This is a genomic window from Sphingobacterium sp. MYb388 (genome assembly GCF_037479535.1).
GTDB lineage: Bacteria > Bacteroidota > Bacteroidia > Sphingobacteriales > Sphingobacteriaceae > Sphingobacterium > Sphingobacterium anhuiense.
Genome location: NZ_JBBGYV010000004.1, coordinates 475,038 through 495,528, shown reverse-complemented (window position 1 = coordinate 495,528; position 20,491 = coordinate 475,038). Strand labels below are relative to the sequence as shown.

The 20,491-nt window shown below is 40.8% G+C and carries 18 protein-coding genes; 8 read left to right on the top strand and 10 right to left on the bottom strand.

Features of this window, described 5'->3' with window-relative positions; all coding sequences use genetic code 11:
- Positions 1-27: 27 nt before the first annotated feature.
- Positions 28-1,581, bottom strand: coding sequence for a discoidin domain-containing protein (locus WH188_RS15895; RefSeq protein ID WP_339424323.1), 1,554 nt, complete (start codon positions 1,579-1,581; stop codon positions 28-30).
- Between the two features lie 428 nt (positions 1,582-2,009).
- On the opposite strand from WH188_RS15895, the gene WH188_RS15890 reads away from it, so the two are divergent.
- Positions 2,010-4,136: a catalase gene (locus WH188_RS15890; protein ID WP_339424322.1), complete on the top strand. Its 2,127-nt coding sequence runs from the start codon at positions 2,010-2,012 to the stop codon at positions 4,134-4,136.
- Between the two features lie 85 nt (positions 4,137-4,221).
- Here WH188_RS15890 and WH188_RS15885 read toward each other — a convergent pair whose 3' ends face one another.
- The 4 genes from WH188_RS15885 to WH188_RS15870 form a co-directional block, all read right to left on the bottom strand.
- Positions 4,222-4,746 carry a YceI family protein gene (locus WH188_RS15885; protein ID WP_021191618.1) on the bottom strand — a complete coding sequence of 175 codons (525 nt, stop codon included), beginning with the start codon at positions 4,744-4,746 and terminating at the stop codon, positions 4,222-4,224.
- Positions 4,747-4,935: 189 nt separating this feature from the next.
- Positions 4,936-6,399, bottom strand: a complete 1,464-nt coding sequence (locus tag WH188_RS15880) for an MFS transporter (RefSeq protein ID WP_339424405.1) — start codon at positions 6,397-6,399, stop codon at positions 4,936-4,938.
- 128 nt (positions 6,400-6,527) lie between these two features.
- Complete coding sequence (locus WH188_RS15875) at positions 6,528-7,571, bottom strand: HlyD family secretion protein (protein WP_339424321.1); 1,044 nt, start codon at positions 7,569-7,571, stop codon at positions 6,528-6,530.
- Between the two features lie 11 nt (positions 7,572-7,582).
- Entirely contained in the window at positions 7,583-8,911 is a 1,329-nt protein-coding gene (locus WH188_RS15870; protein ID WP_339424320.1) for a TolC family protein, read from the bottom strand.
- A 95-nt stretch (positions 8,912-9,006) separates the two neighbouring features.
- On the opposite strand from WH188_RS15870, the gene WH188_RS15865 reads away from it, so the two are divergent.
- The 4 genes from WH188_RS15865 to WH188_RS15850 all read left to right on the top strand — a co-directional run bounded on the left by WH188_RS15865 (position 9,007) and on the right by WH188_RS15850 (position 12,592).
- Complete coding sequence (locus tag WH188_RS15865; RefSeq protein ID WP_339424319.1) at positions 9,007-9,786, top strand: helix-turn-helix domain-containing protein; 780 nt, start codon at positions 9,007-9,009, stop codon at positions 9,784-9,786.
- 189 nt (positions 9,787-9,975) lie between these two features.
- Entirely contained in the window at positions 9,976-10,959 is a 984-nt protein-coding gene (locus tag WH188_RS15860; RefSeq protein WP_339424318.1) for an aldo/keto reductase, read from the top strand.
- A gap of 6 nt (positions 10,960-10,965) precedes the next feature.
- The gene (locus WH188_RS15855; RefSeq protein ID WP_021191612.1) at positions 10,966-11,256 is read left to right on the top strand and encodes a DUF3861 domain-containing protein; all 291 of its coding nucleotides are present in this window, start codon (positions 10,966-10,968) and stop codon (positions 11,254-11,256) included.
- A 232-nt stretch (positions 11,257-11,488) separates the two neighbouring features.
- Positions 11,489-12,592 carry an L-dopachrome tautomerase-related protein gene (locus WH188_RS15850; RefSeq protein ID WP_339424317.1) on the top strand — a complete coding sequence of 368 codons (1,104 nt, stop codon included), beginning with the start codon at positions 11,489-11,491 and terminating at the stop codon, positions 12,590-12,592.
- A gap of 194 nt (positions 12,593-12,786) precedes the next feature.
- Here the strand turns inward: WH188_RS15850 and WH188_RS15845 are convergent, their stop codons facing one another.
- From WH188_RS15845 to WH188_RS15830, 4 genes are all read right to left on the bottom strand, one after another.
- Positions 12,787-13,524 (bottom strand): sulfite exporter TauE/SafE family protein, encoded by a 738-nt coding sequence (locus WH188_RS15845; protein ID WP_132768568.1) that lies wholly within the window; start codon positions 13,522-13,524, stop codon positions 12,787-12,789.
- Between the two features lie 480 nt (positions 13,525-14,004).
- Entirely contained in the window at positions 14,005-14,691 is a 687-nt protein-coding gene (locus WH188_RS15840) for a hypothetical protein (protein ID WP_132768566.1), read from the bottom strand.
- 12 nt (positions 14,692-14,703) lie between these two features.
- Positions 14,704-15,201, bottom strand: coding sequence for an RNA polymerase sigma factor (locus WH188_RS15835; protein WP_132768564.1), 498 nt, complete (start codon positions 15,199-15,201; stop codon positions 14,704-14,706).
- The gene (locus WH188_RS15830; protein WP_132768562.1) at positions 15,198-15,446 is read right to left on the bottom strand and encodes a hypothetical protein; all 249 of its coding nucleotides are present in this window, start codon (positions 15,444-15,446) and stop codon (positions 15,198-15,200) included. Before WH188_RS15830 ends, WH188_RS15835 begins: the two co-directional genes overlap by 4 nt.
- A gap of 377 nt (positions 15,447-15,823) precedes the next feature.
- Here WH188_RS15830 and WH188_RS15825 point away from each other — a divergent pair, with 377 nt between their 5' ends.
- Entirely contained in the window at positions 15,824-16,348 is a 525-nt protein-coding gene (locus WH188_RS15825; protein WP_021191605.1) for an ExbD/TolR family protein, read from the top strand.
- Between the two features lie 57 nt (positions 16,349-16,405).
- On the opposite strand, the gene WH188_RS15820 is transcribed toward WH188_RS15825, so the two are convergent.
- Positions 16,406-16,975, bottom strand: coding sequence for a hypothetical protein (locus WH188_RS15820; RefSeq protein ID WP_132768560.1), 570 nt, complete (start codon positions 16,973-16,975; stop codon positions 16,406-16,408).
- 372 nt (positions 16,976-17,347) lie between these two features.
- Here WH188_RS15820 and WH188_RS15815 point away from each other — a divergent pair, with 372 nt between their 5' ends.
- Both WH188_RS15815 and WH188_RS15810 read left to right on the top strand, forming a co-directional pair.
- Positions 17,348-19,522 (top strand): S41 family peptidase, encoded by a 2,175-nt coding sequence (locus tag WH188_RS15815; protein ID WP_132768558.1) that lies wholly within the window; start codon positions 17,348-17,350, stop codon positions 19,520-19,522.
- Positions 19,523-19,863: 341 nt separating this feature from the next.
- Entirely contained in the window at positions 19,864-20,490 is a 627-nt protein-coding gene (locus tag WH188_RS15810) for a hypothetical protein (RefSeq protein ID WP_132768556.1), read from the top strand.
- The last annotated feature ends 1 nt before the right edge of the window (position 20,491 follow it).

Below are 20,491 nucleotides of genomic sequence, written 5' to 3'. Positions count from 1 at the left end.
CAGGTGCTTTTTTTTGTGAAACTAAGGTTAATCTTGATAAGTGCCCACTTCGTTGAGCGCCGCCCATTGGGTGCCATCGGTGGCACTTGAAATCGTCACTTTAAAGTAACGGAAGGTTAGGCTATTGGGTAAAGTCACGTAGGCAGGTCCTGCCGCATCCGGGAGCACAAAACTGCCGGCATTTTGCCAGGTGCTGTTATTGGTACTGACCTGAATTTGAATATTCTTGGGTTTGCTTCCTCCAGAGCGCTGTACAAAGGTAAAGCGGTTCACCGGTTTTGAGGCTCCCATATCGATGGTAAAGAAATGCGGATGGGTAGAATTGGCTCCCGTCCAGCGGCTCACCCACTGCGTTGTTTTATCTCCGTCGATGAGATGCACAGCCTGACCGCTTTCTGCCTGAGTCTCTTCAGAACTTACGGCAACGATACTCCAGTTTGCTTTATTGTATTCGGGTCTGTCGCCAAATTGAATATCGGGTTTACCGTTCTGCATCTGATAACTGTAGCTGTTCCAATGTCTGTAGCCATTTTCATGGATCAAGCTGATCGTAAAATCATTCTGTAGGTTGCTTCGGTCTTTGAATTCGGTAATAGCGATTTCGGTATAAAAACTATCCAGACCGATCGGGGTGGTTGCCCAGTTTTCAGAGTCGTAGTTACCATCTCCGGCACTGCGCTTGGCATCGTTGGTAAAGCCGATGAAGTCCACCTTTTTGTTGCTGCTGAACCGTCCGGATACAATTACTTTTTGTGTAGCATCGTCATAGCGGGCATTCAATTTGGTGATTTTCGCATTGGCAGCGGCATACCAGTCCGAACGAGTTGTGGTACTGAACACCTGTCCACGGCTCAGTACGGCACAATCCCAGGCATCTAAATAAGTCGGTGCTACGACAAAAGTACCACCGTTTCCGGTGATGATCGGTGTACCGTAGAGATTGTTCTGCGATACCAGACCGCCATTATGCGGCAGATTGAGACCGTGCATCATCTCATGCGTATTGCCTCCGATCCAGGAAGAAGCCAGTCCAGCTGTATCGGTACGGCTCATATTGGCGATCTCCATATCGGGGAAATCGATGCCGTAGCATTTTGTTCCGATGCCATAGTATGGCGCATTTTGCTCACCGAACTTATTGACCGTGGTCAGGATCAGGTAATGGTCACTGGATTTTTGATGGGTCTGAAAATACGTAGTGATTTCCTGCCACATGGCTGATTCTCCACCCTCATATGGATAGGAGGAAGTCGGGAGATTGCCCTGTACAACATGGATTTTGACCCTGTTGGAAGCATTTTTTAACAATCCGAAGGTTTTGTCGCCATGTCCCCAATGCTGCATCCAGGTTTTGACAAAGTTTTGTTGGTAGATCAGTGTTTCGCTGATACGTCTTTCGTAATCGGGATTGGGAACCATGTCCGAGGGGACAAACAAGACGACGTTGAGGTTGTAGGGGTGGTCTGACGTGTAGACGGTGTCGAGGGTGTTCGTATTGGCATCAATACGGGTGAGAATTTCTGTTCTTTTACAGGAACCGAATAAGAGGGCCACTGCAAGTAAGAGATGGTAAATTTTCATAACAGTTGTTTTTGGTTAAAGGATATATGGGTTATTCTAAATGATCGTATTGAAAAAACGGGTACTTGCATCTTATTCGGGACGAACCGTATATGTACGGATTTAGGCAATTGCTATACGTGATCTTGCTCTGGCTATCAGGTGTTTCGCTAAAAATCTCCCGCTTGATTATTTGACGAAACAAATGATTAGGTTAAAAATAGGAGGTTAAAATGAATAAAAATGCAAGTTTATTACCTTTTATTAAAACTATATTACCTTTAAATTGACGCTATCAAGACTGTTGCTCAGTCTTAAGTCTTCGGTCGGGGCTTGTTGCGCTGGGGATCTTTGGAAACAAATCGGAGGTTATGTTGTTACTAGTAATAGTGTCGGTCATGTGAAGGGTACCGACATGTTCTAATCTTCATCCATAACTTTATTTAAACATGGCTAAGCAACAAGAAAACAAAAAAGTGCAACAGATTCAGGAGCATACGATTGACAATGCCAATCGGGTATTGACGACGAATGATGGAGTTCCGATCAATGATAACAACAATATGCTCAAAGCAGGAGAACGTGGCCCTGCACTTATAGAAGATTTTATTTTTCAAGATAAGCTGGCTCATTTTGACCGCGAGCGGATTCCGGAACGTGTGGTACATGCAAGAGGTTCTGGTGCTCACGGTGTTTTTGAAGCGACAGCAGATGTTTCTCAATATACCAGTGCCGCTTTTTTAAAGAAAGGTACGGTAACGCCGTTATTTATCCGTTTTTCAACCGTTGCGGGCTTCAAAGGATCGACTGATCTGGCGCGCGATGTAAGGGGATTCTCGGTAAAGTTTTATACGGAGGAGGGTAATTATGATTTAGTGGGTAACAATATTCCGGTATTTTTTATCCAGGATTCGATGAACTTTCCGGATTTGATCCACGCTGTTAAGCCAGAACCGAATAATGAGATGCCTCAGGCCGCATCGGCTCATGATACGTTCTGGGATTTTATTTCTTTGATGCCTGAATCTGCACATATGCTGATGTGGGCGATGTCCGACCGTGCTATTCCACGTTCTTTTAGAATGATGGAAGGTTTTGGTGTCCACACGTTCAAATTTGTCAATGCAGCAGGTAAAGGCACTTTTGTGAAGTTTCATTGGAAACCGAAATTGGGAGTGCATTCGGTGGCATGGAACGAGGCGCAAAAATTATCTGGATTTGATTCGGATTTCTTACGCCGGGATCTGTGGGAGAATATCGAAAAGGGTAATTTTCCACAGTGGGACCTGGGTGTACAGCTTGTACCGGAAGAGGATGAACAGAAATATTCGTTCGATTTATTGGATGCAACGAAGATCATTCCGGAAGAATTAATTCCGGTAACGATTATCGGAACGATGACACTGAACCGTAATCCGGAAAATTTCTTTGCAGAAACCGAGCAGGTAGCCTTTGATCCAGGACGTCTGGTTCCGGGTATTGACCTGACCAATGATCCTTTATTGCAGGGACGTATATTCTCTTATGCAGATACACAGAATTACCGATTGGGAGGTCCCAATTTCCATGAACTTCCGATCAATAGACCGGTCAACGGTAAACATAATAATCAGAAAGACGGTTTTGGCAGACAGGATATCTTGAAAGGCAACGTCAGTTATTTCCCAAACAGTTTGGGCGGAGGCTGTCCGTATCAAGCGATGTTAAAAGGCGAGACCGGTTTTAAGAGTCATGAAGAAAAAGTGGATGGCTATAAAGTAAGACGCAGGTCTTCGTCATTTGCTGATCACTTTACACAAGCCCGCTTGTTTTTCAATTCGCAGACAGCACCTGAAAAGGAACATATTATCAGTGGTTATAGCTTTGAGCTATCGAAAGTCAATTCGGTAGCTATCCGTACACGGGAGCTGGCGATCTTAAATCAGATCGATCAGGAACTGGCGAAAAGAGTGGGTGCCAATCTGGGATTGACACCTCCGGAGCAACTGGATGAACTGACGTTACAGTTTGCGCGGCAGAACCATCCGGAATATCCGGTGAAAGCGCCTAAGCCAGAGGTTGAGAAATCTGCCGCATTGAGTATGGCTACCGCTCCGGGCGAAGGAATGATTGAAACTCGGAAAGTGGCTTTTCTAGTGGCAGATGGTGTGAGCAAAGCATCGGTCGATGTGATGAAAAAAGCATTGGAAGCGGAGGGTGCTGAGGCCGTTCTGATCTCGACACATACGGGTAACTTGAAGTTTAAGGAAGGTGGAGAAGCGGAAATCCAGCATACTTATCTGACGGAAGCTTCGGTCTGTTATGATGCATTCTATACACCAGATGGCGATTCGGTTGAAACATTGGAGGATGAGCCGGATTATATCCATTTTATCAACGAAGGATTTAGACATTGTAAGGCTTTGGCCTTTGCTAAAGGTGCTGAAAAATTAATTGCAGGATCGTATATCGCCAAGCAGGAAAAAGATGCCGGCGTGGTACTCGAATCAAAAAATAACCTGACGGCAGACTTTATCAAAGCGATGAAAGGTCACCGGGTATGGGATCGGGAGAAAGTACGGAAAGTGCCTGCTTAGTGCGGGAACTATCGATCTCGTGCATATACAAAAAAAGTCATGCTTCTGATGGGAGCATGACTTTTTTTATAAGGGTATATGTTGCTTATTTCGTCACAATGAACTGAAAATCTGCTTGGAATTTTACTTCGTCGCTCACCATCAATCCACCTGTTTCTAAAGCAGCGTTCCAAGTTAATCCGAAATCCTGACGGTTGATTTTCCCGGTAGCGGTATAACCGATTTTTTCATTACCCCAAGGATCTTTTGCTACACCACCGAACTCCACGTCGAATGTAACGGATTTGGTAATGCCTTTGATCGTTAGATCGCCTGTTAATTTAATATCATCACCGTCTTTTTTACTGCTCGTAGCATGAAATGTAATGGTCGGGTTGGCCGCAACATCAAAAAAGTCTGCACTTTTCAAATGCTCGTCACGTTGTTCGTTTTTCGTGTTGATAGACGCTGTCTGAATGGTCAGGTCTATTTTGGCATTTTCTAAATGGTTTGAATCACTATCTACCGTAACGTCGAAATCTTGAAATTGACCTTTTACGTTAGTAATCATCATGTGTTTTACTTTAAACTCTATTTCACTGTGTGCTTTGTCTAAACTCCAATTTGCCATAACTTTAATGTTTAAATTTGTTTATAAATTTTTTATTTTCTTCTCTAATATGATGCTACAAAAATAAAGGTTAACACCGTTATAATTATTGACCTAGATCAATATCGTACATGTGCTTTGCCTTCTGACATTAGGTAAACAAAGAGGCGCTGTATTGGTTTCGATTTATTTTTACACATCTGTTCAGATCTAATAAGGAACATTGAATTTTGTCAATCTCAGTACCACCTGCTGCATTTTGGGTAAACAGATCAGCATAATAATGACCAGTACGACTCCGGTAAGCATCAGGTCATAATAATCGCGGCTTGCGCGGGCGAGGATCTGTTCTTTGAGCATGGTATTGAAAAAGGCATTTGCGGCCACCTGAGATTTTACACCATCATTACCTGCATTTTGATAGGTCTGTTCGATCTGTTGCAAGGCGAGGGGCAACTGCGGATTGATTTGGTTGACCGAATGGCGTACCTGATCCTGAACCGCGGCCCGGGTAAATAACTGCAGTTCGTTGTTAACTGCCATACTGCTGCAAAATCCGATAAATCGAGCCAGAATACCGATGAGTGATGCATTTACAGCGATTTTAGCAGGAGCAGCGGATGCTGTGAAGGTTACGATAGGCACAAATAAAACTCCCGTCGCAATGCCATAGATAAACATAGGCAATATAAAGTCTGCTGTCGATCCGGTCACGGAAATAAAGAGCAGCATATAGCTATAATACAGGCCCATAATGATAAATCCGACGATGATCATCCGAATCAGATGGGTTCCCAATAGTATAAAGCGCGCTGTTATATACATACTGAGTACTGTTCCGGATATGACAGCCAACCAGATGGGGATGGTATGTAAAGGATCGGTTCTTAAGATCGTTTCCAGATGGCTGTAGGTCAGTCCTGTACTTCCTTTGAAGAGGTAAAATACAAAAAGCAGTAAAAGACCGATAACAAAGTTTTTCGCTTTGAAAATCCGCAGATTAATCAATGGACGTTTTAACCGCATTTCTCTGATGATAAAAAGTATGAGGATGCACACTGCGGCCAGAACCAGCTGGCAGATCACGGTACTGCTGAACCAGCCCAGCTGCCTCCCGTAAATCAGGATATAGCCCAAGAGCAGTACAAAACTGGTATAGAAGAGGTAGCCGATCCAGTCCACCTGATAGAGCGGTATCTTTTTATGCAATCTTGCTTTGGCATCCATCGTGATCAATACGGTAGCGGTGAGCAGCAGCAGTAAGATATTGGCTCCGTAAAACAGCCAGTTAAAATCCAGATAATGAAGCACCATGCTGCAGTAGATGGAATAAAGTGGAATAGAAATCTGAATGCCGGCATAGAGGATGGTGTACCCGATGACTCTGGCCCGGGTGCTATGTAGCCTGGGGAACACCAGATGGAGTACAATACCCGATAGCAGTGCGCAGGTGATGCCCTGTGCAAATTGACAGACGAGAAAGAGGGGCCAGCTTTTACTATGGAAGCAGATCAGTGTGCAGATACCATTGGTCGCTAATCCGATCAAGAGGTATTTGCGTGAGGTAAAGTATTTCACAATACGGGAATCGAGCGCCAAGAATGTCACTGTGGATCCATAGATGAGTACCATGGCATATTGTACATCTGTGGGTGCTACGCCGTAATACCCCATCACGGTTACAGGACTGCTGTAGAGGGCAAAACTGAATAAACAGGTCATCAGGATTGCGAAGATAACCGATCTGGCCAGCCACTCGGATACCCAGTGTTTAAATAAAGGAATTTTATGTGCTTGCATCTTTAGTTTTTTACCACATATACATGTGCGTTCATGCCGGCAGCGAGTTTGGCTAGCTCTTGGCTTGGGTTTAGTTTAATGCGGACAGGCATGCGCTGGATGATCTTCACGAAATTACCGGTGGCATTATCGGGAGGTAACAGGGAGTAGCGCGATCCGGTAGTGGGGGAAATGGACTGGATGGTTCCGGTGAATTGCTCTCCAGGAAAGGCATCAACTTCAATGTTGACCGTATTTCCGATATGTAGGCTGCCGATCTGGGTTTCCATAAAATTGGCCACGACCCATTTCTCTTCGGTATCATTGGTGAGAAATGCTAAGGTCTGTCCCGGTTGTACCAATTGTCCTTCCTGAATATTTTTTTTACCCAGTTGCCCATCAAAAGGTGCGGTGATCACGGTGTAGCGGACATCCAATTCCTGTCTTTTGAGCAGCGCTTCTTTGATCCGGATTTCGGCCTCAATCGCCGATCGCTGGGCTTTGAAATCTTGCAGTTTGGACTGTGCAACCTGCAGATTAGCCTGCGATTCATCATAATCTGCTTGATTGATGGCCAAGTTTGCCTCCACATGATCAAATTTCTGCTGTGTGGTGGATTGTTCGGCTAGCAGGTTCTGATAGCGGTTAAATTCTTTTTGTTGCTGTGTTAGTTTTGCCTTTGATCCGGAAAGATGTGCTTTGATCACTTCGATGGTCTTGAGCTGGGTATCTTCATTTGCACTGAGGATCGGGAGTTTTGCACGTGAACTCATCAGTTCGGCCAATGCGGCTTCCTGTTTCAGTCCGTACTCACTTTCTTCGATGAGCAATAAGGTATCGCCTTTTTTTACCTGTTGGTTATCCTGGAAATAAATCTTGCTGATGTATCCACCGACTTTTGCGTTTACGGGTGAGAGGTAGGCATCGATCTGCGCATCGTTGGTTTGCTCGTATTGATATCCTTTCCAGAAATAGACGACGCACCAGCTGCTGATACCGACCAATAATAAGATGCCTAACCATTTGGTGATTGCGACTACAATTTTATCTGTTTTATTTTTGTCCATGGTGTTTACAATTAAAGTGCTCCTGTAATCAGCAGCAGCTTGATATGGCTTAATTTTAGATTGACCTGTGCTTGTGTTAAATTAAATTTTGATTCCAGCAGGATGTTCTCTGCATCGAGCAGATCGGTGAGCAGGGATTCCTGATTGAGGTAGCTGTTTCGGATGACCCGCACAGTTTCGGTCGTCTGGATGATATTGTCGGTTGCTGTTGTGACGCTTTCGAGCGCCTGTTGCTGTTGCAGGTATGCTTCCTTAACCCTGACCGAAATTTCATCTTTTTTGATGTTTGCTTTTTCTTTCTGCTGTTCGCTGAGATTGCGTGCGTGTGCGATGGTATGTTTGCTTTTGTAGAGGTTGTCTAGCGCAAACTGCATCTTGATACCGGTCTGTCCATAGCCCCAGGGATCGTTGGAGTAGGGATAAAAGGATACCTGCGGATACGTGTAGTTGTAATGTGAATACAAGGAGATCTTAGGCTGTAAGGTGGATTTTGCCTGTTTGATCTGAAGCTCGCTGATTTTGATATCACTTTGGGTGATTTTAAATTCCGGCGATTGACTGAGGGCCTCTGCCTGATAGCTTGCATAAGCTGCCCTATTGCCTGCCTCTAAGTTCACGATTTCCTGAATAGAAATTTCCAATGGTTCGGTTTCGTTTCTTCCGATGAGTATATTGAGACGCTGTTTGGCCAGCACTACTTTTTTCTCCACGTCCGACAAACTGAGTTCCAATTGCGAGAGCTTGACCGAAGTACGTAAGACGTCACTTTTGAGGACGACACCATTTTTATGTAGGCTCTGGATGCTGCTGAGCTGCTGTTTTTCGGTTTTGATTTCTGTCTGCAGAAATTCATGGTATTGTAGATACTTGTACAGCTCGTAATAGACCATGGCGATGGCAAACTTGATGTTGTCATGTTGCAGTTCAAATTCAACTTGTTTGCGCTGTTGCTCTTCTTGTTTGATGTGGATATTTCGTTTATCCCTTCCACCATTGTAAATGTTGAAATCCAGGTTGTAACCAAAGCCATAGCCATAACTGGAAACAGGAACATCCTGCGGTTTTGAAAAGAGACCGTTGTCGTAAATTAGAAATTTGGAGTTAAGGGCGTAATTTCCGGATACTGCCAGATCGGGAAGCAGTTTGTCCCGTGCTTCCTGGATATTGGTCCTGCTTTCCTGTACACTTAAATCCGCCAGATGCAGCTGCCGGTTCTGCTTTGCGGCGAGATCCCATATCTTTTCCAATGTCCAGGTGCTATCAGGAGCTTGCGCGAAAGAAGCGTTTGTGAGGAAAAGATTGCCGATCACTGCGATGATTAAAAAGGGGTACTGTTTCATTTTTGTATGCTGTATAATAATCTTTGTGCAAAATTATTGGAAGAAAAGAGCAGGTGTTTTATATAATTAGCCTAAAGTTTGTTAAATTGGGCCATATGGATCTTTTGGAGCAGCTCATTAAGAATATCGATCAGAATCCCGATTCGATTTTGGTGATCCGTCAACAGACGGAACAGCAATTGCTCGCCCATCAGCATGATAAGGGGCAACTTTTACTGGTTTACGGTGGGATTGCTTATCTGCAGACGCAGGAAAGGGACTATTATATTCCTTCTAATCATTATATCTGGATCCCGGGCCATTTTTCCCATAATCTGATGTTCAATACCAAGGATTTACAGATTATCAATTTTTATTACCCCAGTCAGGGTGATGCTGGTTTTTACGATGAACTGGGGATTTATCCGGTGAGTAAGCTCTTGTCCGAAATGCTCGTCTTCAGTGAAAAATGGCAGGGTGATTTTTTTCAGGGGTCCTGGGAATTTGAGTTTTTGAATACGGTGAAAAATCTGTTGCCGAAGGAGCATCTGAAGAAATTTGCAATTCAGCTTCCGGTTACCGATGACACCCGTCTGAATGCTATCACGAACTATTTACGTTCGAAAATAAGTGAATCTTTGGCGCTGGAGGACATCGCCAGAACTTTTGGTTATAGTGTAAGGACTTTAACGCGGTTGTTCAAAAGCAAATTGCATATTTCTATTGTGCAGTATGTGAAAATGCTCCGGGTGATCCGTGCGATGGAATTGATGAAGGACACGGATCTTACGATTACCGAAATTGCCTATGAAGTGGGCTATTCGAATATTTCGGCATTCAGTAATACATTTTCCCAGCTGACCAATATGCGTCCGACTGATTTTAAAACGATGTAGGTTTCGCTCTAATATGTGGGCAGCTAGGCAAATCGTTTTTTGAGGTAAGTTACGACGATATTCAGGTTAGCAGGAAACAACATCCCAAGTTAACTGTTTTATAAGAGTATGACCTTAGCCGGTCGGAAAACTGAAGTGAGAAATATGATCAAGTGAATTAGAATTTTAGAACATAAAATATAAAAAACAATGGAATACAGGAAATTAGGAGATAGTGATTTAGAGATTTCAGCGATTACTTTCGGTGCATGGGCCGCTGGAGGTTGGATGTGGGGCAGTACGGATCGAAACGATGCAATCGAAGCGATCAAAGCTTCTTATGATGTCGGTGTAACGGCTATCGATACTGCACCGATCTATGGTCAGGGAACGAGTGAAGAAATCGTCGGTGAGGCGATTAAGGGAATTTCGCGGGATAAGGTCCAGCTATTGACCAAATTTGGCATGCGTTGGGATCTGGCAGAGGGGAATTTAGCAATGCATAGTAAAAACAATGCGGGTGAAGCGATCGATATCTACAAATTTGCTGGGAAGGACAGTATTATTTACGAATGTGAACAGAGTTTACGCCGTCTAGGGACAGATTATATTGATCTGTATCAAATTCACTGGCCCGATACGACAACTGCAATAAGTGAAACGTTTGAAGCCGTTGGCCGGTTGATTGAACAGGGCAAGGTGCGCTATGCCGGTGTCTGTAATTATAGTGCCTCACAAATGGAGGAAGCTGAAAAAACGTTGAAATTGGTATCTAATCAAGTTCCGTTCAGTATGGTGAATCGGGGTATTGAAGAGGAAACCGTTTCTTACTGTGTGGTGAACAATAAATCGATTTTAGCTTATAGTCCATTACAAAGAGGGTTACTGACAGGTAAGATAACAACGGATTATCAATTTCAATCAGGAGACCACCGTGCAAATTTACCGCATTTTCAGCCTGAATTTATTGCGAAGACCAATGACTTACTGGCGAAAATAAAACCGATTGCTGATGAGCATCATGCTACCTTAGCCCAATTGGTACTGCGATGGACCATCGAAAGGGCGGGAATTACTGTTGCTTTGGCAGGAGCAAGAAATGCAGATCAAGCGGTTCAAAATGCGCAGGCAATTGCGATCCATTTAAGTCAAGAAGAAATAGATACCATTAATGAATTTGTTAGTAATTTTTAGAGAGCTATGGAAAAAAGAAATAATGCTTATCAATTAGAATTAAAAGAAGTTAGTCTGAAGAATGGGGATGCGGGAACAAAATCTTTACATTTAAATTTTGATAATCATGATGATCTGTTCAACATTTTTGAGGTGATCAGTTCGAAACAGATTTTTGATAATAAGGAAACAGCGACTGAATTTGCTTTGGGACTGAAATTGTTTACGGAAGTTATGCTGAAAAATAAAGAAAATCCTTTGTTTGAGGATTTACGTCCGGCAATTTTAGAATTTATGAAGAAATTGAAAAGTAGTTAAAAGGATAGCGGAATGGCTATAGCAAAGCAGTGATCACATGCCTTTCAGCTTGCGCGATACCAATTGTATAAAACAGGAAAAGATGTGCTTAGCACAGGTTCTTGATTTTATGGAATAGCTATTTGCTATCAGTGGAAATTAAATGTTGGAAGTTGCTTTGCTATCGCTTTTTTGCATTACGCACGGTTGTAATGCTTATTGGACCGTACTTAAACTAAAATAGATTAAAATAATGAAATGGATCAATAACATGGTCTTTGTACTGACTTTATTCGGAATTATGGATCATACTTTAGCTCAGCAATACCACAGCGATGCGCTGATAGAAGCCGCTTCTTTTGGGAAATATCGGGCCATTGGCGTAAGTGTAAACACTGCTAATCGGCTATTTGTGGCTTTTCCGAAACAAAATACCGATTATCAGTACGGATTAACAGAAATTGTGAACGGCGAACGTGTTCCTTATCCGAATGAAGAATGGAATAAACCGGGCGAAGAAGCCGGGCATTTTGTGAGCGTCCAGGATTTGTATGTTGATGCGAATGATTTTCTTTGGGTATTGGATTCGAAACCTGCACCATCAGGTTCTATTTTTGGTGATAAAGGCGAAGCTGCAGAAGGGCAGTTCAAATTATTAAAAATCAATACCCGGACAAATCAAGTTGAGAAGCGCTACAACTTTGATGATCTGGATAAATCTAAATCGGGTTTGAACGATGTGCGTGTTGATGTCCAAAAGAATAAAGCCTATCTATCAGATCCTGGTCAAGCGGCAATTGTTGTACTGGATTTAGCAACAGGGAAAACACGTCAAGTTTTAGAAAAGACATCTTTTACTTTAGCCGATCCTGATCTGATACTTGTGTATGATGGAGTGGAAATGCGGGATAAAAACGGTAAACCGTTTATGTCAAATGTGAATGGTATTGCTTTAACGCATGATTTTAAATATTTTTATTTTAAACCGATTAATAAAAAACATTTATATCGCATCGAAACGCAATATTTGACCGATGAATCTTTGACCGAGAAAGAATTGGAGTCGAAAGTTGAAGATATGGGGGATGCGGGTGTAACACATGGACTGATTGCCGATAAAAAGGGCAATATTTATTTAACCAATTCCTTGGACTATACCATTAAGTATTTAAGTCCAGATGGTCAGCTGCATACTTTAGTACAGGATTCAAGGTTACTCTGGCCAGATTCACTAGGCATCGGAACAGATGGCTTTCTGTATTTTTCTTGTGCTCAACTTCCACAGGATCCAAATTGGAGCAATGGAAAGAACAGAACGGAATTACCGTATCGTGTTTTCAAAGTCCAATTACCTTAGATCTGGAGTCAATCTTATTTGAAAATCCGACTAAATTTGCCACAACAAGATTGATTCCTGCTTTCTTGCTATAGGGTTTCAGTTTTTGCAGTTCTTTTTCGAATCGGATACTGTATTACGTAAAAGCAGCTTATGCAAGTGAACATTATGCGAGAATAACAGTCTGTAGCGCTCCAAAGATAACTGTACAATGTTTATATAAATGTATTGATAATACAGACAAGGCCGATTATGATCAATCCGATGTACACGTATATAAAGAATTTTTTATGTTCGATCCGGTGGTTTAACCATCTGCCGATATAGATAGCCGGAATCATAACGGGTATTGATTTTAAGAAATAGAGGACAACTTCTTCTGTGATGAGATCTTTAAAATAATAACCGACTACGCTGATGAAGCTGACAGGTAAAAAATAACCTTGTAAGGTTGCTCTAAATTCGCTGGGATTCCAGCCTTTGATTTTTCCGTATACAACGAGCGGAGGACCGTTGATGCCAAAGGCTCCACCCAATACACCTGAAGCTATACCACAGGTCCAGAGCCATAAGCTGTTATGATCTGCTGTTTTAGCCTGTGTGTTTTTAGCAGTTAAGGCATAGATTGAATATGCAATTAGTAATATTCCCAATCCGATTTTAATCAATTTATCGTTGCCATACAGCAGCATACCCAAACCGGCTGGCAGGCCGATCAATGCGGCAAGTACGAGGTATTTGGTACTTTTAACATCTATTTTTTTGTGATCCTGAACGACGACCAATAAGGCAATAGCGACGGATAACATGACGGACATGGGAACTGCAATATCGAGCGGGAGAATAAAACTTAATAACGGCACTGCGATTAAGGCTTCGCCGAATCCAAATGTCGATCTGACTAATGTTGCAATAAAATTTATACCCAGTACTTTGATCAGTATGATATCCATCTGTATGTTGTTTTTTAATTAGTGCCGTATGTGCACAGCTTATGATGTTTTATTCTTTAAGAAATGTATCCTGCGAATAGGGTCTATTGACAAGTAAGAGTTCCTATTTTTAATTTTTTGGCAGCCGTGTTCATGTACTGCTTTGGATCAAAATATATCCTTATTTTTCAAGTTCCCGCAACAGTATTTTTTTGCGTCTGCGAATATTCTACAAGGATAAAAAAAACGCAGTGAAAACAGCCTGCAAATATGGGGTGTAGGTTGTTTAAATGTCTATTTTGAAGGCCTCAAGATGCATTATTCTTAGATGATAAATATACGAAATAATAGCCGGTTTTGAGGTGTTAATTGGTGGCTAAATGTCGTTAATTTGTTTATTTTCTTCATCTTTTCGGTTTAATAAAAAGATGAAGAAAAATGCGAACAAATGTTATTGCATAACAATCGTCGAATAGCCGAATGGTGGGATTTATTAAGGATTTAACTCAGGTTGCTTTGCTGTGGTTTATTGTCATTTTGATAGGCATCAATCTGTTTTAAAAGTTCTATTGACTTTAGTAGGGGTGTCCAATCATTGCCGTTGAAAATAAAGCGAAACCATTTCTTATCCCTATTTTCAAAATTGATATTGATGAAAAGCCAAATGGACAGATAAGTGCATGCAAGGGTTATGCTGCCCTGTAAAAACCATAACAGCCAGCTTCCATTGTCCAGCATGCTATCATTCCAATAAAAGGTGGTCCAGACCGGTAACTGTAAGAAAAGTAGACGGGTGACCCATAAGGTGGTTGATTTTAAATGAGCTATTTTCTTTTGTGTCTCTAAGATGGGGCCGCTGATATCGACCTGATAAATGGTGATAAGCTGGTAGCTATAGGTGATCAATGCAATGGCCGACAGTATGACTTGCACCGTAGCTGAAAATAGAAAAAAGAGATTTGTTTTAGGGAAAGCGTATAAGAATAAGTAAACGACTAGTGTTCCTAAAAAACCGACCCAGACGACCCCCACTAAGATCGTAAAAAGCTTGACAGGCTTCATTGATGATAGGAAATGCGCCACTTTTATGTGCGTAATAGCTGCTGTATTTTGTGTGCTGATAGCCAGGTTAGTATCCAACTTTTCCTGTGCGGTTTGCCAAAGCTTTTTTAATTCTAACTCGTTCATTTCTTTATGGTTTTATTGTGAAAACTTTGTTTTTAATTTATCCTTGATGCGTCCTATTTTTGTTCCTATATTGCTGACGGATAGCCCTAAAATCTCTGCCATCTCGTGATGGCTTTTGTCTTCCAGATACATCAATATGAGGGCTTTGTCCAATTCTCTCAATTCGCTGATAAACTGTACTAATAAGTCAAGCTGCTGTTCTGTTTCTACTTTTTCTTCATTGTATAAATCTGATGTCTGCTCATTGAGAACCGTGAATCGGTTTGCCCTCGTTGTGTTTTTCCGATAAAAGGAAATCGCGACATTGAGTGAGATACGGTATAACCAGGTTGATATTTTAAACTGCTCTTTATATCTCGGAACAGATTGCCAGATCTGTATCATCATTTCCTGCATCAGATCATCCCTGTCATGCTCGTCATGGCAATACACACGGGCAACTTTGAACAAAATTCCTTTGTGCTGTTCAATTATTTGCTGAAAGAATTCTTTTTGTTTCTGCTTGTTCATGATAAGTGCGCATGCCAACTCTTAATTTTACGTAAAGTTGTTGGGTTATACCTGATGTGTTTATCTCTTGCTTTATCCATAATAAGGCTTTGCGCAGAAATGTTTGCTAAAACGAACTTTGCTCTGCTCGACCAGAAAAGCTGGATGTTAGTAGCCTGAAAGTACGGTTTCCAATGATGGAAAACAGGTGCTACCCACTTCGGTAGCATACGATTTAAAGTGGCAGCAGTTATTGAAAATTCCATTGTTAAAAATATTAATTAAACTTATTTCCTTAATTATTCGCAGTGGGTGTCAAAAAATCACAGTTGTACACCAAATATTTTTCTTTTCGGCTAGATTTTGACTGTAGATTGTATAAAGCACTTCAATCACAGCCTCATAGGGTGATCAATCGGGTGTTTGGGTAGGAGTGATCAGCGAATGGATTAGTTGATTTTAGCATGTTATTACCCGCTGAAATGCTGTTATTTACGTGAAAAAATAAGCTTAAAATATTCGGAGTACTGGATGATGAATGTTGATCATGCATCTTTTTTATTGAAAAATAATATGGAATATGATTGATGCTGGCATCTTAAAGATGAGTATTAACCAATTCTATCATTTAATCTAGAACATCATGGCAGAGCTAAATCAAAAACAACCGGAAGCAGGAAAAAAGAAAATCAGAAGTAAAAAACTGGCTCCTAAAGTCGATCTGACAGCAATGGTGGATCTTGCATTCTTATTGATCACCTTTTTTATGCTGACGACAACATTAAATAAACCTCATCGTCTAGATATCGCAATGCCTGATAAATCTGGGCATGAACCGATATTATTGGATGAAAGGCGTGTGGTATCGCTTCTGTTAACCGACAAAGGATTGATGTGGTATCATGGCGATTTTAACCATCCGATCTCGAAACCGGAGTTCACTGACCTCAGTAAGAATGGGATAAGAAAAGTATTGGATCGCATGAAATTGGAGATCCCTGCAAAGGCGGATGGCAAGGACATGATCGTATTGATCAAACCAAGTAAGGAAGCACGGGCGGTGGATGTGGTACAGGCGCTGGACGAAATGAAGCATGTCGATATTAAACGCTATACCATCAGTAAAATAGGGGCAGATGAAGAAAAGATGGTCTTAGCTTCTCTATAATTTATTTTTGAAATTTCCGCATAGCGCTTCGTCCGATACAGACGAAGCGCTATGTTTTTAATCCTTATCTAGTTTTTCCCAGAATTGTGTTACCTGTGCTTTGATCACTTCAGGCAACTGACTGTAATTATCTGAGTATGTAGTCTTTTTGTAGCCATCTGTTTGATCTGCCTGTAACCTGTAAAACTGTTTGTTGTAGAGTACAAGTGCGATGCAGCTAAGCTGTTTTTCCATATTACCTTTTGGGTGTCGTGAATAGACAAAAATAGCATCTAGTTTTCCATCTTTATCGGCATCAAAAAAAGCTTTGCGGGCATCCCAGACGGAAGTGACAATATCTTTTTCTGAAACATGGTCTTCGGCAACAACAGTCCATTTGTCGTTATTTTTTTGAAACTGCTGGATATAGAGGTGATCGGGATCTGCATTCCGTTGTTCTTTAGAGAATACGATAAAATTATCTTCATTTGCTGTGGTGATATGCTCTACCTGTAGCACTCTTTTTCCTTTGAAGGGAAAACCAGATTGTTCGAAATTGGCTTTATTGACCGAAATGCTGGTAATCTGTGCATCGGCTGTACCCATACTGAATCCTAGTATAAGGAGTATAGCTAGTTGTTTCATCATATTTTTATTGTTAACAGGCTCTATTGATTTAATCTTTCTTGAAGGTAGTTATTTATAGTGAAATATGTTAATTTTTAAGGGAAGTTTTTGAAGGATGAACTTGCTCATAATTTTGATCTTATCTCCATTACGATATCATGTAATTTTTGAACCAAAGTTAATTTTTATGTTAGTATGATTTGGTTTATTCGTGTTAATGCCTTTTTAAATGCATATTCATTATGCATTTATCCATATTAAGGGAATTTTCATTCGGTCAATTTTATCAATTTTGTAAAAACAATTATTTGTAATATTTTATTTAAATGCCAAGTAAGCAATTAAATGTTGTTAAATATGATATAATTTATTAATTTAATGCAAATTTAAATTATGAAACAAACCTCATTAGCAATTTTATTTGCTGTCTTTTTCCTGAGCTTGGGTTTTCCTGCCTGGAGTCAGGAACGTTTTAATTTTTCTTTCGAGACACCAATTGCTCGCCCTTGGTATAGACTCGGTGACAGCACTGTTTTTAAAACGGTTATTGATCACGATGTGTATTATAATGGGAAAGGCTCTTTAAGAGTGGAAAGCCTTAAAAAAAGCAGTGGTTTTGGAGGTGTTATGGTGGGACTTCCTTCCAATTTAAAGGGTGATTCCATTCGTTTGTCTGTCATGATTAAGCGTGAAAATGTAACCGCCAGTTCTGTGGTAAACGTTATGTTAAGAATAGATCCGGAAATCTTTTTCGACAATATGGCAAAGCGCGAAGTGAGGGGTACAAAAGATTGGGAAAACTTTACGGTGACGGCAAAGTTAAACCCGGATAAGACTGAAGGTATTTCTTTGGCATTCTTCCTTTCAGGTGAAGGGAAGGTTTGGTTCGATGATGTTATCGTTACCGTAGACGGAAAGGATATCACTAAAGAAACCGGCAAGTTTGTTCCATTTGCAAAAAAAGATCCAGTTGAATCAGGTATTACAGATTTCAATAATAGTCCTGAAATCGATCAGAGGTTAGTTGATCTGGGAAGAATTTGGGGTTTTCTGAAATACAGACATCCAGCTGTAGCACAAGGTAAGCTGGATTGGGATCAATACCTATTTAAATCTATTCATGCTGTTATTACAGCTCAGGATAATCAAACCGTGGAAGCTTACTATGCAACTCTTTTGGATAGTTTGGGTACAACACAGGACTACCCGAAACCTAAAATGGAGCACATGATATACGAAGTAGACTATTCCTGGATCGATAAGCTATCTTTCAAAAAGGATTTGAAAGATAAGTTGAAGCGTATTCGTTACACTAATTTTGATAAGCATCACTATTTTAGTTTTGCAAATGGGATAGGTAATGTACTTTTTCATAATGAAAAGAAATATGACAATATCCAAAGTGCAGATGCGGGTTTTCGTTTATTGACGCTCTTTCGTTTCTGGAATATGGTCGAATATTTTTCACCGAATAAAGATCTTACAGAACCTAATTGGAATGAAGTGTTGAAAATATCTGTACCCGAAATGATTTTGAGCCGTGATGATAAGAGTTATGGATTAGCTGTCTTGAAAATGTTGTCACGGGTTAAAGATGCTCATACGGGATTGTGGAGTAGACCAAAGGCGTTGCAAAGCTATTATGGTACATACCATCTTCCTGCACAGATTCGCATCGTGGAAGGTAAGGCTGTTGTGACCAGGCTGTTAGCCGTCAATGATGGTGTCAATGTGCTTCAAGTAGGTGATGTATTGATGGGTAAGGAAAATAAAAAGATAGGAGAGATTAAAGATTCTGTCTGGACTTACATAGCAACACCGAATGAAGCAGTAACAAATCGGGAATTTGCAGCACGATTAATGATGAGTAATAGTGATCTAGTACCGATAAAGCTAATCCGTAATGGTCGAGAAATGGAAGTGAATGTACCTGCAGTACCGTTGAATCAGTTTAGATCTCCACAGACGGATACTGTTGCCTATAAAATGTTGGATAATAATATCCTGTATATCAAGCATAGTTTGTTGACAAGTAAGATGCTAGAAGAAAATATGGATGAATGGAGCAAAGTTAAAGGTGTTGTTATTGATAATAGAAACTACCCGAGAGATTTTTTGGTCTTCAAACTAGGTGCATTATTACTTCCAAAATCCACCGACTTCGTACGTTTTACAAATACAAATCTTAGTCAGCCCGGTACATTTATTATGAGTTCCGCACTTCAGGTAGGAAAGGAAACAAACGATTATTATAAAGGTAAGATAGCAGTCTTGGTTAATGAAGATACGCAAAGCTCGGCCGAATATCATGTTATGGCTTATCAAACTTCTCCAAGTGTAAAGGTATTCGGATCTCAAACTGCCGGTGCGGATGGAAATGTGAGTTACATTGATTTACCGGGCAATCTGAAAACATCGATAACAGGACTTGGTGTTTATTATCCTGACCAAAGTAAAACGCAACGTGTTGGAATAAAGATTGATCACTTGGTGTCACCAACGATAAAAGGAATCAAAGCGGGGCAAGATGAAGTTCTGAATGCTGCTTTGGAATATTTGAAGAAGTAGGTCCATGGAATCTCATGCCATGTTTAAAAGGTGTATTAGATAAATTGATTTGAGGGAACTGGGAAACTATAGTGTTTCGTTTTAAATAGGATTTAGTCATTTGTTTAATTGATCAACATAATCAGGATATATAAATCTGTCATCTTTAGACGAGATGTTCGTGTAAGGATGGCAGATTAGTTATTGTCATAGGTTTAATGGTTTATTTTATTAAAACTTAATAGCACGTATGTTTTATAGTGAAATATGTTAATTTTAACACAGCAATTAACTATTTGATGTTCAGCGGTAAAGTCTAAAGGATCGTTATATAGTAAATCTTAATGAAGTTGATCATAAACATGAAATATTCGAAATTAACCACCGTATTACTTGCATTAGTGCTCTTTTCTGCCTGTAACCAGCATGGGAATGCTGGGGCATCAAAAAGAAGAGAACAGGAAACAGCCCGGACAAGTGACGGGGTCTTCTTGATAGGGGACTTACATAATAAAGTAATAGAACTGTATAAATGGAATGAAACAAAGAGCACTCATGTGGATTTTGAACCGTTGCAACTGAAAGAGACGGATAGTGTTTATGCGGGACTTGATCTGGAAATACATAAAAAGAGAATCAACGAACTGCGGGCAACAAATCTATTCACGGATCAGTTTATTTCCAATTATGATAAAATAGGCTTGATCATCGACGAGAAACTCCGAAACAAATCGTGGGTATGGTATGTGGGTGAACTTCCGCCATTTGGTAACGGAGCAAATCCCTGGTGCAACTGTCAGGATAATCCAGATAATTTCTGGGAAAAGATCATATTAAGAGATGTAAATTTTGCCAACAATCTGGCCACTTTCAACTGGTCGTGGGGAGATGGCTTTAATTACAAAACGAAGGCTCTGTTAGCTAACGGTATCTGGAAAATTGATTATCTGGAAGGTTTTGATCCGAAGGTGTTTCTTCCATCAGAATAAA